Source organism: Tateyamaria sp. Alg231-49 (genome assembly GCF_900143535.1).
Lineage (GTDB): Bacteria > Pseudomonadota > Alphaproteobacteria > Rhodobacterales > Rhodobacteraceae > Tateyamaria.
The window spans coordinates 1-17,454 of the sequence record NZ_FRFA01000032.1 but is presented as its reverse complement, the minus strand read 5'-3'; the positions used below and the strand labels follow the sequence as shown (position 1 = coordinate 17,454).

Annotated in this window: 11 protein-coding genes and 1 pseudogene; 11 read left to right on the top strand and 1 reads right to left on the bottom strand. The window is 53.9% G+C overall.

Annotation, left to right across the window (positions count from 1 at the left end; all coding sequences use genetic code 11):
- A partial coding sequence (locus tag DHN60_RS21835) for a transposase (protein WP_108839413.1) occupies window positions 1–630 on the bottom strand: 630 nt, incomplete at its 3' end.
- A gap of 201 nt (window positions 631–831) precedes the next feature.
- Here DHN60_RS21835 and DHN60_RS21830 point away from each other — a divergent pair.
- From DHN60_RS21830 to DHN60_RS21775, 11 genes and pseudogenes are all read left to right on the top strand, one after another.
- Entirely contained in the window at window positions 832–2,214 is a 1,383-nt protein-coding gene (locus DHN60_RS21830; RefSeq protein ID WP_108839412.1) for an IS1182 family transposase, read from the top strand.
- A gap of 624 nt (window positions 2,215–2,838) precedes the next feature.
- The gene (locus tag DHN60_RS21820; protein WP_159089340.1) at window positions 2,839–4,413 is read left to right on the top strand and encodes a hypothetical protein; all 1,575 of its coding nucleotides are present in this window, start codon (window positions 2,839–2,841) and stop codon (window positions 4,411–4,413) included.
- Window positions 4,414–4,545: 132 nt separating this feature from the next.
- A complete protein-coding gene (locus DHN60_RS21815) occupies window positions 4,546–5,214 on the top strand; it encodes a hypothetical protein (RefSeq protein ID WP_234423745.1) in 669 nt (222 codons plus the stop codon).
- A 71-nt stretch (window positions 5,215–5,285) separates the two neighbouring features.
- Complete coding sequence (locus DHN60_RS21810; RefSeq protein ID WP_159089338.1) at window positions 5,286–6,512, top strand: carbohydrate porin; 1,227 nt, start codon at window positions 5,286–5,288, stop codon at window positions 6,510–6,512.
- Between the two features lie 93 nt (window positions 6,513–6,605).
- The gene (locus DHN60_RS21805) at window positions 6,606–7,604 is read left to right on the top strand and encodes a helix-turn-helix transcriptional regulator (protein ID WP_108839407.1); all 999 of its coding nucleotides are present in this window, start codon (window positions 6,606–6,608) and stop codon (window positions 7,602–7,604) included.
- An 884-nt stretch (window positions 7,605–8,488) separates the two neighbouring features.
- Window positions 8,489–9,493: a hypothetical protein gene (locus tag DHN60_RS21800; protein ID WP_108839406.1), complete on the top strand. Its 1,005-nt coding sequence runs from the start codon at window positions 8,489–8,491 to the stop codon at window positions 9,491–9,493.
- A 983-nt stretch (window positions 9,494–10,476) separates the two neighbouring features.
- Window positions 10,477–12,198, top strand: a complete 1,722-nt coding sequence (locus DHN60_RS21795; protein ID WP_108839405.1) for an ATP-binding protein — start codon at window positions 10,477–10,479, stop codon at window positions 12,196–12,198.
- A complete protein-coding gene (locus DHN60_RS21790) occupies window positions 12,195–13,532 on the top strand; it encodes a sigma-54 dependent transcriptional regulator (protein ID WP_108839404.1) in 1,338 nt (445 codons plus the stop codon). The genes DHN60_RS21795 and DHN60_RS21790 overlap by 4 nt, the downstream gene beginning before the upstream one ends.
- Before the next feature lie 126 nt (window positions 13,533–13,658).
- Window positions 13,659–14,651 carry a TAXI family TRAP transporter solute-binding subunit gene (locus DHN60_RS21785; RefSeq protein WP_108839403.1) on the top strand — a complete coding sequence of 331 codons (993 nt, stop codon included), beginning with the start codon at window positions 13,659–13,661 and terminating at the stop codon, window positions 14,649–14,651.
- Window positions 14,652–14,716: 65 nt separating this feature from the next.
- A complete protein-coding gene (locus DHN60_RS21780; RefSeq protein ID WP_108839414.1) occupies window positions 14,717–16,897 on the top strand; it encodes a TRAP transporter fused permease subunit in 2,181 nt (726 codons plus the stop codon).
- 372 nt (window positions 16,898–17,269) lie between these two features.
- Window positions 17,270–17,454, top strand: a pseudogene (locus DHN60_RS21775) (helix-turn-helix domain-containing protein); the annotation flags it as partial.

The window sequence follows — 17,454 nt, the reverse complement described above, 5'->3', positions numbered from 1 at the left end:
GAGACAGGTCCTGACCTCGTCGTCCAGCGCGTCTCGGGCAATGCAAAGCGTCTTATGCAGAGGTATGAACGTTTCTGACATCATCGCAATCGCCGGATCCGCATCCGCCACAGCGGTTAGCTGATCCCGAAAACCTTTTCGCAACTTTCCCGGCGCAACCGACGTCATGCAAATACCAAACACCTTGAGCACACCACGCACATGACCTTCGAGATCCTTGCGCATGCGGATCAACCGCTCGCGGGTTCCGATAAGGACGCGCATGCGCTCTGAAGCTTCGCTGCGGATATGGACCTGAGTGAACCAACCCGTTCGCGCCAACTGGGCTAATCCTTCAGCATCGCCCTGATCGGACTTGTTAATCCGCCCCGACAGCGCTTTGTGCGCCAGGCGCGCATCTATGCAAATGATAGGCATCCCACGTTTCTCCAATTCGCGGGTGAGCCAAATCGCCAGAATGCCGCTCTCATGAACGACCCGCTCTACCTCTGACGCGTGCTTTGAAATAAACTGCGCGATCATATCCGGATCTGTTGAGATATCCGTGCGCGCGGCGACAACACCCTTGTCATCCATGATACAAATCGACGTTTCTTTGACGGACACGTCCAATCCAACGTAATATGCCATTGTCGTTCTCCATTGTGGCTGCTTCATTGAGGCCAGTATACTGTACCTCGTTTGCCCAAGGAGAGCGGCACCCACAGACACACCATGTCACTCGTGATCCACGCAGCGAAGGCTACCAAAGAGCTGATTCCGTTGAAAAACTCTTGTTGATTTGAGGGTCCGTGGCTGATTCACTTCTGGTATCAGGCAGGAGAATTGGCGATGATGGGACCAAGGCAGGAAGCGCAGGCGGCACTGTTTTATGAGTTCTCGCTGGAAGATCATGTCCCGCAAGATCATCTGCTGCGGTCCATTGATCGGTTTGTCGATCTAAGTAGCCTCCGATCGCATCTGGCGGATTTCTATAGCCACACTGGTCGCCCGTCGATTGATCCAGAACTTCTGATCCGGATGCTTTTGGTGGGCTATTGCCTCGGCATCCGGTCCGAACGGCGGCTCTGCGAAGAGGTCCATCTGAACCTAGCATACAGATGGTTTTGTCGCCTCGATCTGACCGACCGCATTCCCGATCATTCCACCTTTTCCAAGAACCGGCACGGCCGGTTCCGCGAGAGTGATCTGTTGCGCCAGGTGTTCGAGATGTCTGTCGCGCGCTGCATGCAGGAAGGACTTGTAGGCGGTCAAGGTTTTGCAGTGGATGCCAGTCTGATCAGCGCAGATGTTCAGAAGCAGAATTCCAGCAACCCCGAAGATTGGGCGGACCGAAAAACTGATGCCAATGACGCGCCACGCGCGGTGAGGGAATATCTCGAGGTGCTGGACGACGAGGCTTTTGGCGCGGCCAGTGAGGTCAAACCTAAATTTACTGCCCACGCTGACCCGGCCAGCCAGTGGACAGCGGCGCGCAAAGGCCCAGCATTCTTTGCCTATTCTGATAACTATCTCATCGACACAGATCATGGGATCATCATGGATGTGGATGCGTCTAGGTCGATCCGGCAGGCGGAAGTGGGTGCCATGCGCAAGATGCTTGATCGCACTGAAGAGCGTTTTGGCATCAAACCCGATTGGTTGGCGGCAGACACGGCATATGGGTCTGCTGATAACCTTGTGTGGCTCACGCTGAAGCGGGAAATCCTCCCCTTCATCCCTGTCTTTGACAACTCAAGACGCAAGGATGGGACATGGTCTCGGGCTGACTTCACATGGGACGATGACAACGACCGATACATTTGCCCAGAAGGCAAAGAGCTCCGTCATACCCGGCGCAATTATTCTGATCCCGCCCGGAATACGCATGGCATGAAAGCCCGAAACTACGGCGCTCTCAAATCTGATTGTCAGGTCTGCCCGTCAAAGGCCAAATGCTGCCCCAACACCGACACCCGCCGTATCCGCCGCGAGAAATTCGAAGTCGTCAGAGACTTCGCCCGTGAATGCACAACATCAGAGTTCAATCCCACAGCCCAGAAGCGACGCAAGAAGGTCGAGATGCTCTTCGCCCATCTGAAACGTATCCTTGGATTGGGCAGGCTCCGATTACGAGGCCCATGTGGTGTTCAAGATGAATTTACTCTCGCCGCAACCGCCCAAAACCTCCGCAAACTAGCAAAACTCAAGCCAATGGTGCTCGCCACAGGCTAAAAACCGGATCAGGCACCAGACCTTCAGCAAAATCAGTGCAGTAGCTCAACGCGCAACGCCAAAAACAATGACTTTTTCAGCGGAATCAGCCCTCTTTACCAAATGCCGTCCCGCAGCATTTTGCATGTGCAGCAAAATCATCCTTACCTCAGCCGGACCAATCGGCCATTCACTGGGCCATCGTCATGCTGCACTGCGGCCTGTCGAACCGGCCGTTCGCTGCGCCTGCAAAATCTTAGGGTCCGCGAACTCACGGTTTGCGGGACTTTGCTGCCCTGTTTACTCTGTTTGGTAACGACAGCAGAGCCCTGCGTAGCTGACGTAACGGATAAAGGCCTGCGACCTGCCACGTGCAACCCTTGGCGCGCGAACGATTTGGAAGGTTGTCATCAATTTTTGCCCACGCCAGATTTGATAGGCACCAACTTTGACGTGTTGATTGAACCAGGGTTTGATCATCGCGTGCACCATCCTGCTTCCCAACTCTATTGATGCGCTCAGACCAACTGTTTCTGGGCAGTAGGTTCACAACTTAATTATCCGAAAATGTGGCGTGCAAAGTAAAGTCAGCAATAATTTGCTATGCTACTTCTTTGGTTCGCAACGTGAAAAGGACCAATTTTTATGCGCTCGGCTACAGCTGTCTCGTCCCTTGTATTGTCTCTCGCGGTTTCAATTGGAATGGCGAATGCCCAAGAAAATTCAGATGATGCTTTGGTGTTGAACGAAATCTCGGCCAATGGCCCTTTCCCCGGCAATCTTGTGGCGCAACAAAGCGAATGGGAGTGCGCACAAAGCAGGGATACGCCGGGATATTTTCGGTCGTTGAACGCCGCAGAGGTCAGCGACGCCAAACGTAGCCAGCTATATGAGTGCGCGAGTTTTCTAGGGTCCATGAGCGGGGCGAACAACGTCTTTGCGTGGCGCAGCCCGCAGAATTATCAAGGCGTACTTTTCATGAACAACCGGTATCCGGGTGAGCTGTATCTGACCGGCGGTAACACACCGCCCGCGCAAGGCCCGGTGCCGATTGGCCCATGGGTGGCCAAAGTGGACGCGACAACCGGAACCGAAATCTGGCGCACCGTGCTTGAAAATGGAAACGTGTCAGGAAACTGGGTAGGTGCTGCAAATCTGAACATCTTGCCCGATGGGAACATTCCGATCGCCTTTGGCACCAATCTGGTCAAACTGGACGGTAACACGGGACGCATCCTGCAGCACATCACGCTGCCAAGTGACGCCCCGGCGGACGGGAGCAACTTCAAGCACGTCACCATCGGCCCGGACGGCACGCTGTTTGTCAAAAACCAGACCCGTGCAACGCCGTGCGATATCCAAGGCACATTTGCAGCGTTCCAATGCCCGGGCGGGGCTGCGGCGTCGCCACCTTCGACAATCGTGGCGGTCAATCCCGACACCTTTGACGTCTACGATCAAGTGACTGTTCCTGAAAATGCAATCGTGCCACATACCGTCGCCGAGCATAATGGCAAGACCGTCATCTACGCGCCGTCGATCCTGAAAGCGTATCGCTTCATCTGGGATCCCGAAGCGAAGAAGCTGTCGCAGGATGAGAACTGGGTTGTCGGGAACTATCTTGAGGAAGGTCAGACCACGGGCGACGCGCCGGGCATTCTCGGCGATTGGGTCGTGATGCAGGTGAACGGGCTCCCAACCAAAGAGGCGGCATCTGCAATTGTTGCGATCCATCAGGACGACCCGACAAAATTGGTGCGGCACTATCCGTTTGGCACAGACGTGCCCACAGGGTTGAGCTGGGCACCGCCAAAAGCTGCAATCGACGAAGAAAACAGCATGGTGTTTTCCGCGGATCTGGCCCTCGCGAAGATCGCAGGTATGACGTTCGACAAGGACACCGGCGCGATGGAGACTGCATGGTCGGGAGACGGATCGTCGTCTGCACTCCAGACGCTCTATGGCCCGGCAGACAGGCGTGTCCTTGGCACATCGCGTGCAGAACTGGACACACCACTTCAGGATCTGGTTCAAACCTCTGCGCCGACTTACAAGCAGCAAGCGATCTGGCTGGATGCGAAAACGGGCAAGGTTCTTGCTGAATCCGATTTCTTTGAGCCGATGAATTTCAACACGCTGTTGTCCCCCGGATATGGCGGGCGGTTCTACTACATGGTGGAAAACGGATTCATCGCCTTGCAGGTCATGCCAGCAGAATGATCACACAGATGTGGCCAGGTTGGCCGGGTTGCGGAAACGCTCAATCAGAATAACCCAAGATGACACAGGCGGCTGTGTTCCAGGAAAAGACGAAAGGTTTAATAGATGTTGGAAAATTCAAGAAGCACATTTGTGGGAGCGGCACTGGTCGCAATGTGTTTTTCATTCGGAGCGCATGCTCAGGATACAAAACCCGTCGAGGACATAACTCTCAGCGACATCAGGGGGATGCGGTTTTGCGAGTTTCTGCTGGTTTTTGAAGATCGCGTGGATATCTACAATACGTCTGCATCCCCGGGCTGTCCGGAAGAACAGTTTGCGGCAGCCGACCCGGTAGCGATCGCAAAAGCCTTTGGCGCGAAGGTGGCTCAAGTCAACGGCCCGAAATTCTGGGCGATGGACGAACAGACTCTTGGACTTGGCGAAACCCAGACATTCGCAGGCATTGAGGCGCGCTATGCAGCGTCACTGCCTTTGGCATCACTTGGATCTGGCAAGGGGTCCGATCCATACAAGCCATATGTCACGCACAAAAGTCAGAATATTACTTTCATGGCCGACCGACCTGTCTATGAGCTGACCGGACCAGATGGAAAATCCTATGTCCTGAACGCGTATGGCGCCAAGGTAAAAGACGGCGATCCGGCCAACCTGTCAGAGCAGCTCAATTTGTCACAAGGCTGGAACTTTGGCGTGCGTACACCAGAGAACAATCTCATTGTTATCCAGCGTATCGAAACACCTTCCAATATGGTCGGTGATGATATGGAGCAGTACTATTCGTTGGTGGTTTCTCAGTAATGCTATCCTGCACCACTCACAAAACCTGCCTGACGTTGATTGTTGCTGCGATGCTATCGTGCCTCTTCGGAGTGGCTGACGCGCAGTCGCAATCAACGCAACCGCCCAAGACCCACTCCGGATACGGCGTTTCAAATAGTCTTGAAGGCGGCGACAGCGTTGTCGAAGACCTTTCAGTCGATGACATTGCGGTTGATCCGGTTCTCAGTTTCCCGAAAATAGAAGGGTTTTTTCAGCCATATTTTGACTGGAAAAAAAGCCTGAACCAACGGTTTGGCCTGCAATTGCAGCTGAGCTATCAGGCGCTGTATCAGACAACCAATGAAGATGTCGGAGAAACGAATGCTTTGGCGGATCGTTTTCAGATCCAAGGGGCGTGGACTCTGCTCAATCGCGGCACCAAGAACGCAGGCAGGTTGACGTTCAGGCTCGAAAACCGAAACACAATCAATTCAGATATTCCCCCCAGCCAGTTTGGATTTCAGTTTGGCAGTGTTGCGCCCTCGGGCACCGGGTTTAGCGACTTCGGCTTGGCTCTGACAGAACTGGCATGGCGTCAATCCACTTTTGATGGGCGCTTTAAATTCATTTTTGGCAAGATCAGCGCCATCTCCTGGTATAACACCCACGCATTGTCGTCCTCGATGCGAGGTTTCCAGAATACAGCCTTGCAAAGCAGTTTGTCCAAACCTGCGCCTGGTCGGGGCATCGGACTGGGCTTTGGCTATGAGATCAATCCTAACCTCGTGGTTGTTGCCGGTGTCCATGATGCAAACGGGAAAACAGCGGAAAACCCATTTGATACGATTGGCCAAAAAGAATTCTTCTCATCCGTCGAACTTCGGTGGTATACAACAACGCCCGAACGCGCGCGTTATGACAAAGTCAGTCTGCAATTGTGGCATCAGGACAGACTTGAGGACTCGGGAACTCCATCCAGTATCGGAGCAACCTTTGCGGCAAGTCATTTGTTTAACGACCGCTACTACGCCTTCATGTTAGCGGGTGTATCCGATGGCAAAGCATCCATTTTCGAAAAGGATGTGCTTGCAGGTGTTGGCATCGCCATTGACACCAAACACCGGATCAACAGCGATCTTATCGCCTTTGCCGTGAGTTGGGGGGACCCGTCCACCGAAGCCCTCAGAGAACAAACGACCGCCGAAGTCTTTTATCGGTTTCAACTTGCGGAACGTTTTGTGATTACGCCGTCTATCCAATATGTCAGGAACCCGGCTGCGAATATCGGTTTTGACGATGCTTGGCTTTTTGGGTTGCGCACCCGTTGGACATTCTGAGTACGGCTTGATCCGCGTGGCCGATCGTTTACTGTCTTCACCTCAGCTTTGGAGAGAACTTTGCCCAAAGTGTTGAAGACAGGAAAGAATTTGATGGCAAAAACTGCCCCGTTGATCCGAGCCGCCAATTTGCTGCCTCTGGTTCGTTTCATGGATATGAATCGACTTGAGACAAACAGCTATCTCGACGCGGCAGATTTGTCCTACTGGTTTTTCCTCCACCCGTTGAACCCTTTGCCGACGTTGAACGGCATAAGACTTCTTCGGGATTTATCGCGAGCACAGGGGCCTGATGTTGGCATCAAGATTGTGCAGCAATCGAGTGTTGCCGAACTCGCGTTCATTGGAGGTGTCGCATTAGGCAGCCAGTCGCCTGCTGAAGCGCTTCATCGGATCAGCTTTGCAATGCCTATGCATTCAACACACGAGAATTTTCTTGTGACCGAAGACGCCGGAAAAACAGTCATTGAGCACAGTTTCCAATTTGAAATTGACCCTGAGAGTTATCATGCGGTGCAAGTCCTGATGCTGAGCATGCTGCAGCAACTGTTCCGCTTCACCGCATTGTCCCCGCCATTTTTTACCCATATCGAAGCAGTTCCGCACCCTGAATTTGGTCTGTCTTCGATGAAGGAGCACTTTGACGCCGTCATTACAGAAGCACACAGACCTGTTCTAAGGATGAGTGTTGATACAGCGGTTGCAAACAAGCCGTTTGTTTCGCCCGCGAGGGACCGGTCAAAAACAATCGATGTATCCAAGATTCCGCCATTGGCGGAAGATACCTCAATCGGCGGATCAATCCGGCCCATTATCGATGGTATGCTGCATGAAGGTGAACCGACCGTGGCGAGGGTGGCATTTGCAGCAGGCATGCCCGTTCGAACGATTCAACGCAGACTCAACAGTGAAGGAACCTCTTTTTCGGAGCAAATTGATATCGTACGTCGCAGACTGGCCATTGATGTCCTTGAGGCGCAAGACGCAACAATACAGGATATCGCAGAACGGCTGGGCTACTCTTCTCCTTCGGCGTTGACACGCGCAGTGCGCCGTTTGACGGGGCGGTCTCCCAGCCAACTCCGCGGATAACCTGATGCATTCATATAAAGAAAGAGACGCGTACAGAATGTCGAGACACGCTTAAGTCTTCGAGACGAGGAAGGGTGTCCCGGCGATCAACGTCCGATGCAATCATAAAACCTCGCCATACTGTTTGCGTCACCTTCGAATTCAAAGCCTTTTGGAGTGTTCCCAAGGCGAACATCAAACGAGGAGGCTAACTACGTCAGCCGCAGAAGACAGTTTGCCTCGGCAATACAAGCACCAAACACCTTCGTCGAAAGCGTCGCCATTTCACGCCCACCCGAATGTCAGCTCTTGTTCAAACCGATAAATCTCATGCACCTGCGGCGAACGACCGCTTTCGCCCATGGTGTCGAATGCTGCGCTCGCGAACCCCAGATTTCGCGGTCGCGGCGAACGGCTGGAAAGTCCGCACAGTCGACCTTGATGCACAGTGCAGCGAACGACGGCTCTGAGCCCAAAGTGCCGAATGCTGCACTAGATACGAATGGCCGCAATGCGCAGATAGCGACCTTTGCAAAGTCTTGGCATTTCCCCGATGCAGACATTTGAGCCATTTGTGGAGAATTAAAACTTTGAGCCCAGAGTAGCGTATCATTGACGGAGAGGGGTGATCTTATGACGCTGGTGTTGGAGGCGATGTTAGAAGCACTACAGTTTATGCTTGTCCCGCCTCTTGGGGGCCGGAGTGCGAGTGCAACGCGCGGATCACGGAGTTATGAAAGAGGCCAGCCATTTTTTCCATTGAAAGCGGCTTTCCTCTACGTCACTGTAGTGACAATGCGAAAACTAGGGATGAACTTGAAATCAAAAATCTCTCAAAAAACGTGGGTCACCTAGGGCTGGGAGAAACCTTGAAAAACCTTTCATCCAGGTTTGCAGTAGTTTTCATGCTGCTATTTTCCATTCCGGCCTATGCTCAAGTTTCCGACTGGGAATATAAAGGCATCCAGAACCGCGGAACCATTGCTGAAGCAGTCGTCGCAGAAGCCTCCGTGAACCAAAGCAAAATGGAACTCATTTACTTCACGAACGGTGATAAACTTCAGCTGTGGTTTACCTATGTGAATCCCGAACGGTTCTTTCATCCCGGTTACAACGCGCAAGCCGAAGTGTTCATCCGCACCCGTGAGGGACTTGGTATGTCTGGCCGCTATGAGTCGGATTACCTTGTAAAAGGTGAGATCACTGTGCAGCCGGACAGTAAGGGCATGCCTCAATTCATTGTGGTGGATTTAACGGAGGGCGACCTGGCCGCCCTCGTGGACAATGAAAAGAATAACGTCATGGGCGCAGGCTATTTCGCCCAGGACGAGGTATTCCGAACCACAACTTTCCCAACAAAAGGGTTCAGCGCTGCGGCGAAACGTATTCTGCGCGATGTTGCCGAAATGAATGGCTCCACCACCAATGCGCCAAGCGTTCCACCACAAGGGACGTATTCGGCAACGGCCAAAGAGGAGGCGACGTTCAATCATTGCGCTGACCTATTCTCGCAGGCGACCGCCTACAAAGCCTCTTGGGACAGCTACAAAGCTGATGAACCGGCATTGAAGGCCATGCAATCCAAGCTTAAGCGCGCTTTGGCCGAAGATGAGGCCGAAGTGGTCCGGCTGGAAAAAATCCTCAAGATCATGCAAGACAGTGAAGAGGTCCGGGCCAAGTATCACCGAGCCTATGACCGATATAAACGCACCCATGGAGGGGTTGAAGAGTTTCATCAAGAAGCCAGCGCCCTGTTTGATAAAGCCAACAACAATCGCCAAAAGAGCGACCGCACATGGGATCGAATTTCTAATGAATGCCCTAACGAACTGAACACACAGTTTTTGCAAGCACAATGTTCGCCGGGTGACAAAAGATACCGCGCGATCTGTGCTTCATTCGGTCAATGACACGCCTGCTTCATGTGATCATCCTGTGACAGCTTCGGACTTATCCCGGCTTGCACCCTTCCCTCCAGATAGGTGGGCAAGACGACATTGGCGCGCGTGCCACGCCCCCCGGCATGTCATATCCCAACGGATTGGTGGATTGAAAGGGTTCTGAATATCGGCCTTGTCCCGCACTGCGGTCATGCGATTTGCTTTTCGCAATTGTCCGCTTTTGCCGCATGATACAATGCAATTCATTCCGCTTCGGGCTGGGAGCAGTCATTAGACGGATTTTGCACCAGCGGCGGCAATGGGCCGGCAGGAGACATTGGAGCAGTTTCCGGCAACGGCGGCTAAGTCCCGCAGAGCGGAAGTAGACCGATTTTCCGTAAGTGTCCGCTTTTGGTGAAAGCAGTCTTTCAGGACCACAACTTCGAATTTCCGGTCGTGAACGGCTGCTCAGCGCTTCAAAGCTGCCGTTTAAGAAAAACGGTCGAATGACTGCATCGAGCCCATAGCGGAAGTGTCAGAATTGTGCTGCGCGCATTCGCAGCACAGAAATTGCTGCAAAAGCCCGAATTCCTACGCTGCCTCGCGGTGAGCAAAGCGGTCACGCATGCCCTCCGCAGGGGTAACTTGATCGCATCTGAGCAGTTACGGGCAAAGATGACAATCGACGCGCTGCCCGTGGTGCCAGAAACACCAAGACATCCCAACGGTGACGGTACTTTTGAGAGCCAGGTCAGATTAAATCGCAAAACCCAGACGAGTTCTGCCAAATTCAAAGGGGTCAATCACAATTGATTAGTCTTTACCCGGCTTTTCGGCTTCTCTAGATACTGCTTCTCGACCGTTCGCGTAGAAATGCGTCTCAATCATTGAGATGCGAATTGCGATACTCCCTTCTTGGCCTGCAGATTTCCGCAGGCTTATTGTAAGGGTCCGCAGCAAAACCATTTACTGCTTGTCAGAAACATCTATTCCTTCAATGCGAGGAGGACGTGATGCCCCAAAGTACTGAGAACTTTCTTCCACGAAGAATGCGGCGTGGCGTTCTGGGTGTGCTGATCTTGACAGTGGCTTTGGCGACGCTGCTCGTTTTTATGGTCTCACAACGCTATTTTGAGCGCGTTGAGGCGCAAACCGCAGCGAACCGCAGCGTTCTATACTTGCGCTCAGTGAATGAGATGTTTCGCCAGCATCAGCACCTGCCATTTGTCATTGCGAGTGATCCCCGCAACTCCACTGCCTTGGGCAAACCCGAGGAAGAACCCTTCACGAGTGCGCGCCTTAAGGAAATCACCCAGCAAGCTAAACTAGAGGCGATCTACTTGATGGATGCGAAAGGGCTTGTCGTTGCAAGTTCTAATGCAGGTGAGCCACAGAGTTTTTTAGGCCAAAACTATGGGTTTCGACCCTACTTTCAGAACGCACTGAAAGGACAACGCAGCGATTATTTCGCGATTGGAGCCACGTCAGGACGCCCCGGCTATTTCGTGGCTGAGCCTATCATGGTGAACGGGGATGCCCCACAAGGGGTCATGGCCATAAAGATTGATGTCAGCGGATTGCAGCGCTTTTGGGAAAGCAACAGCGAAACTGTCGTCGCTGTAGACGAGAACAACATTGTGGTTCTGGCCTCAGACCCTTCATGGCTCTATCGGCCGATCGGCATCTTGGACACAGACGTGCGCCAGCGCATTATGAACAGCCGTCAGTTCGGGGTAGAGACGCTTGCGCCCTTGCCTTGGGAGGCAAAGCCAGCGGGGCGCGCCTTGGTGGATGGCCGCGCATATCTGGCTAACGCAGTTCAAAGTGACTGGCGCGAATGGACGGTGTATTACTTACATCCACAAAGCCTGATCTTGCGCCAAACCCTAATCGCCACCGCTCTGTTTAGCAGCGCTATCGCTATGCTTGTTGGGTTTTCCACTTACCTGCGGTCGCGCCGCATCGCACTGGCCTATCAGGTTTCGGAGAGACAACGGAATGCGTTGGTCACCACCAATCATCAACTCGAAGTGGCTCAGACCGAGCTGGCGCGCAGTTCCAAAATGGCGGCCTTGGGAAACATTGCGGCCTCTGTCACCCACGAGCTTGGACAACCCATCAGTGCGTTCAAGAACCATCTGGCTGCAGCAGAGATCGGGAATGAAATCACCTCTCCTGCCACGGCTGCAAATCTCAACAAGCTGGTGAACCGCATGGAATCGATCACACAGCAGTTCAAGTTTTTCGTGCGAGGGCGGCAAGAAGATAAGAAAGCCGTGCGGCTCTCTCTCATCATAAATGAAACCACAGCGCTGTTAAGTGATGATTTGAGCCGCCAGAAAATCACCTTGGAATGCGCTGACATCGACCCTGCGATCTACCTGTACGGTAATCAGGTGCAGTTGGAGCAGGTCTTCACCAACCTTATGAAAAATGCCATTCAAGCCGTTGCGGACACGCTTAACCCTGTAATCCACGTGACCCTTTCTGAAACAGGCGATCAGGTCGAAATCCGCATCTTTGACAATGGGCCGGGGCTGGAAGGGGCAAATCTGTCTGACCTGCAAGAGCCGTTTTTCAGCACCAAACCTTCGGGCGTTGGCATGGGGCTTGGCCTCGCTATTGCGACACAGATCATTCATGATCACGAGGGTACACTGCGGCTGGGCAGTGTCGATCAGGGGGCTGAGTTTATCGTCACTCTGCCCCGAATGCATGATGAGGAAAGCATATGAAACCAGAACGGATTCTGGTGATCGATGACGACATGGAAATGCGTGTCTCGCTTGGCCACCTTTTGCAAAGCGCAAATTACGAAACGCATCTGGTCAAAAGCGCATCCGAAGGTTTGGCAATGCTTCAAACACATGCGCCGGACGTAATCTTGAGTGATGTGCAGATGCCTGAAATGGATGGGCTCGCGTTTCAGAAAAAGGTGCGCGAAATCAGCCATGTGCCAGTGGTGCTGATTTCGGCTCATGGCGACATTCCGATGGCTGTAAATGCCTTGCAGGACGGAGCCTACAGCTTTGTAGAAAAGCCGTTCGAGCCGCGCAGACTGCTAGGAATTCTCAAGAACGCTATCCGCATGAAACGCCTGATTGATGACACCAATGCCTTGCAGGACCGCTTGGCAGAACTGACTGATCTTGAGCGTGTTCTGATTGGGAAAAGTGACCAGATCACCTCGGTGCATGACCTTATCTTTGATTTCGCCCTGAGCCGCGCAAATGTGATCATTCTGGGCGAGACGGGCACTGGCAAAGACACGGTAGCACGTGCGCTGCATGATATCGGCGGCAAACCCACAGCGCCGTTTATTCCTGTAAACTGCGCAACCATCCCGCCGGAGCGGTTTGAAGAAACTGTTTATGGCACCGTTGATGGTACGGGCGGGCTGATGGCGGCGGCGGATGGCGGCACCTTGTTTTTGGATGAGCTGGATTCAATGCCCGCAGAGACCCAAGCCAAGTTTCTAAGGGCTATTGAAACCAAAACTTATCAACGAATTGGTGATGCGGAGATGCGGTCCGTCGACCTGCGTGTGATCAGTGCAGCCTCGCCGCAAATAGAACAGCAAGTCGCGGACGGGACCTTTCGCGAAGACCTGATGTTTCGTCTCAATACGCTCGTGATTGAACTGCCCAATCTGGCGCATCGCGGTAATGATATTTTGCTGCTGTTCCGTCACTACCTTACCCACTTTGCCCAACTCTATGAGTTGTCGCAGCCGCATCTGACCAACGATGATGTCTCAGCGTTGATGTCACATCCGTGGCCCGGCAATGTGCGCGAAATGCAAAGCGTGGCAGAGCGGCGCGTGTTGGCCGAGCGGCGCGGTGGCGGCTCTGTGCGCCAAGCTATCGCACGTCAAACGACGGCTCAGTCTTTCCCTGGCACCCTGCGTGAAGCAGTCGCGGCGTTTGAGCGGGAATTGATTAGCCAGGCCATCCGACAAGAAGCCGGACGTATGGATGACGCCGCCGCGTCCTTAGGGATAGGCCGGCGCACGTTGAACGAGAAAGTGGTGAAACTTGCCCTCGACAAAGATGCCCTGTTGAAGCGTTAAATCCACTCTGCGGAAATCCACAGAGTCTTTTTTGAACACCCTGCGTTTTCCTTCATATGACTGATTTTTTGCATCCCTCATGAATACCCTCAGCCAAGTTGGCACAAAGATTCTGGGAGGATCATCATGAAGTTTTTTAAAGCGCTCACGCTGAGCGCCACACTCGTCGCGTCAGGTGCCGCGTTTGCGGACAGCACCGACTATGTTCTGAGCACTGCGTCCACAGGTGGTACATACCACCCAGTTGGCACAGCGATCTCAACCTTGTCCAAGGTCAAATTGCTGCCAAAGCAAAAGTTCTCGCTCACGGCTGTGAATTCCGCAGGTTCCGGTGCAAACGTGCAGGCCTTGTCAGCGGGCACAGCTGACTTTGCTATTTTGCAGGGTCTCTTCGGATCTTATGCCGTAACAGGCACAGGCCCCGTCAGCGAGCCTCAGGAGAACCTGCGCTCTGTTACGATGCTGTGGCAGAACGTTGAGCAATTCGTCATGGCCGCTGACAAAGCTGCCACTGGCACCGTTGAAGATTTGATGTCTGTCAAAGGAGAATCTGTTGGCATGGGGCGTCAGAACTCTGGCACCATCGGGTCCAACAAGGTACTGCTGTCCGGTCTTGGTCTGACACTGGAAGACTTTACACTGGTTGATGCAGGTTACGGCCCCACAGCAGACGCGATGGCAAACGGCCAAGCTGTTGCCGCCGGTATCCCGTCAGGCCCCCCAACGGGTGCGATCACCAAGCTGATGGCCTCCAACGAGGGCAAGTTCACCATTCTGGACGTAACCGAAGAACAGGCCGCAGTAATGGACGGCGGGCGCAATCTTTGGGTGCCTTACACAATCTCCGCTGGCACATACCCTGGTCAGGACAAGGACGTGAACACGATCGCTCAGCCTAACTTCCTCGCCGTGAACGCCAGCGTCGACGAAGAGCATGTGTATCTGCTGACCAAGACCATGTATGAAAACCTGCCCTTCCTGCAAGCCATCCACCCCGCGACCAAAGCGATGGCAGTTGAGGCCGCAATGGCTGGCCTGCCAGCGCCCCTGCACCCAGGTGCTGCGCGCTACTACACCGAAGTTGGTTTGGATATCCCTGCGAACCTGATCGCAGAATAAGCCAAAAGAAGTAGAAAAGGGGCGTCGGATTTGGCGTCCCTTTTCTGTGTTCAATGGGGGGCGACATGGCCAAAGATCACGAGTTTCAAATCGATCCGCGCAGCAGCTTGCTGCAAGTGCCGCAAGGTCCGTTTGGTGTGCACTATATCGTAGCGGCTTTTGCCTTGGTTTTCGCCCTGTGGCATGTCGCCACCAACGTTTTCCTAAATGAACCCGGTCTTTGGCAAAACGCCATTCACTTTGCAGGCTTCGGCTTTCTGGCTGCCGTGACGATCAGCCCTTGGGGCAGCAAAGCCAATCAAACTTGGGCTTGGATCGCGGACTTTACATATGGCTTATTGATCGCCGCCGCGGCCCTCTGGGTGGCAAGCGCTGAATCAGGGCTGTATGAGCGCTCGCTTGCTGTAACAGGTCAGGGTTGGCAGTTTGGCGCGATCGACTGGGCCGCAGGTCTGCTATTGATCTTTGCCGCGATTGATCTGTCGCGGCGCGTATCGGGTTGGGTGATCCCCATCCTCGTTATCACATCGCTTTGCTACATTCTCTTTCTGGGGTCATGGTTGCCCGGCGTCTTCCGCTCGGCCAGCCTGCCCGTTGACGACGTCTTGTTCCGCACGCTTTATAACGACGAAGCGCTGTTTGGCATTTTGACCACCATTTCTGTGACGAACATTACCCTGTTCATGGTCTTTGGTGGTTTTCTGGTGGTTTCAGGCGCAAGCAATTTTGTGATCGAGCTGTCCAAGATCATCGCAGGCCGCATCAAAGGCGGCGCGGCTTTCGTGGCGGTGCTGTCTTCTGCTCTCACAGGCACGATCTCTGGCTCGGCCATCGCCAACACAGCATCCACGGGCGTGATCACCATCCCGTTGATGAAATCAAACGGGTTCCGCCCGCAGTTTGCCGGCGGGGTCGAGGCGGCATCCTCCACCGGGGGACAATTGATGCCGCCTATCATGGGGGCAGGGGCTTTCGTGATGGCGAGCTATACCTCTATCCCCTACGGCACGATTGTTGCTGTATCGGTCGTGCCTGCGATCCTCTATTTCCTGTCGGTTGCCGCAATCGTGCGCATCGAGGCTGTCAAATACGATGCGGGGGCAGAGATCGACCTGACCGTAGATAAAGGTAAGCTCTTGTCGGGAGGTCTGGTTTTCATTCTGCCGCTGATGGTGATGATCTGGATGCTGCTCTCCGGCGTGACACCGTCTTTTGCCGCTTGCTGGGCGATCCTTGCGTTGGTGGTGACGTCATGGGGCACCAGCCTGCTGGCGCGCATGACCAAGAACGGAATGTTCAAACCTGTCAACATGGGCCCCTCGCGAATTGCCGAGGCGCTGATCAGCGGCATCCGTTCTGCAATCATGACGGCCATCCTTCTCGCCGCGATTGGGATCATGAACAACGCCATCGTCACCAGTGGCGTGGGCAACGGTTTCTCGCTCATGATTGCGCAATGGTCGCAAGGCTCGCTTGCGCTGGCGATTGTGCTAATCGCGATTGCATCTTTGGTGTTGGGCATGGGGCTGCCTGTGACGGCCGCCTATATCATCCTCGCGATCCTCACCGCACCCGCACTGGCCGGCTTGATGGCAGATGGCGTGATCGTAGAACAGCTTGTTCAGGGAATTTCCGATCCTTCACAATCCGCGCTGTTCTTCCTTGTGGATCACCCTTTAGCCATGCAAGTCTCTGAGGGTATGAGCAAAGCGGAAGCATGGTCGCTGATCCGCGCCATCCCGTTTGAGGTCGCTGTCACGATCCGCCCCGTCATGGTGGACCCGGCGTTGCAGAACACTTTCCTGCTGACCGCCCACTTGATCATCTTCTGGCTGAGCCAGGACTCAAACGTGACCCCGCCCGTTTGTCTGGCTGCCTTTGTGGCTGCTGGCATTGCGGGGTCGCGTCCTATGAAGACAGGTTTTGAGAGCTGGAAGATCGCCAAAGGCCTTTACATCGTGCCACTGCTTTTTGCCTATACACCACTCATCTCAGGTGACTTGATCGAGGTCCTGCAAATCGGGTTTTTCGCGCTCTTTGGCATCTATGCCACCAACGCGCTGATCCAATGGTATGCCGAAGGCCCCATCGGGTGGGTCACGGCCCCTTTGCTGGTTCTCGGTGCAATGGGGGCCTATTGGCCGCTAGCGCTTCTGGCGAACTTGCTGGGTGCGGCATTAATCTTGAGTGTAATCATATGGACATCGCGCGTTCAAAGGACCTCCGTTGTGCAAGTGGCCAACTGATGTGCAGGGTTGTCGGAAAACTACTATTTTTTGAAGGCAGCTTTGTCCTTATCATGCCAGTTTGATCTCTTCGCAGCGAAAGGACAGTCCGGGTCTGGTACTTGAAGGTGGATTTGAATAGCTGCTCTGGTGAAACTCGCGGCACCGCAAAAAACACGTCTCTGCGACTGCGAACAAATGCTGCGTCAGCAACATGCCCAAACGTCAATGTCTGCAAAGTCCCGCTGAGCAGTCATAGCCGTGTTTTTCGCCAGTGTCTGGTCTGAGTCAAAGCAGCCGTTGACGCCGGGACCCGTTTATAGGTCCAGAGCCTAGGTGTTTGATCCCGCGGTTTGATGGTGCGATCCTTTCTCAGGCTTGGAAGGAAGCATTATGGGACAAGTTCGTCACGGGAGCGCCACGACAACGCACGCCGTCAGAGCTGCAATACAGCGATCGCAAGCTTCGCTCGCGCAGCTAAGCAAGGAGTTGGGTATCAACCCCAAGACCGTTGCAAAGTGGCGCAAGCGGGCGACGGTGGAGGACTTGAAGACCGGGCCAAAAGAGCCGCGCTCAAC

Excerpts from the sequence above, each read along its gene's own strand:
- DHN60_RS21830 (WP_108839412.1), top strand. The coding sequence starts at position 832 with ATGATGGGACCAAGGCAGGAAGCGCAGGCGGCACTGTTTTATGAGTTC.
- DHN60_RS21780 (WP_108839414.1), top strand. The coding sequence starts at position 14,717 with ATGGCCAAAGATCACGAGTTTCAAATCGATCCGCGCAGCAGCTTGCTG.
- DHN60_RS21790 (WP_108839404.1), top strand. The coding sequence starts at position 12,195 with ATGAAACCAGAACGGATTCTGGTGATCGATGACGACATGGAAATGCGT.
- DHN60_RS21785 (WP_108839403.1), top strand. The coding sequence starts at position 13,659 with ATGAAGTTTTTTAAAGCGCTCACGCTGAGCGCCACACTCGTCGCGTCA.
- DHN60_RS21805 (WP_108839407.1), top strand. The coding sequence starts at position 6,606 with ATGGCAAAAACTGCCCCGTTGATCCGAGCCGCCAATTTGCTGCCTCTG.
- DHN60_RS21800 (WP_108839406.1), top strand. The coding sequence starts at position 8,489 with ATGCTGCTATTTTCCATTCCGGCCTATGCTCAAGTTTCCGACTGGGAA.
- DHN60_RS21820 (WP_159089340.1), top strand. The coding sequence starts at position 2,839 with ATGCGCTCGGCTACAGCTGTCTCGTCCCTTGTATTGTCTCTCGCGGTT.
- DHN60_RS21795 (WP_108839405.1), top strand. The coding sequence starts at position 10,477 with ATGCCCCAAAGTACTGAGAACTTTCTTCCACGAAGAATGCGGCGTGGC.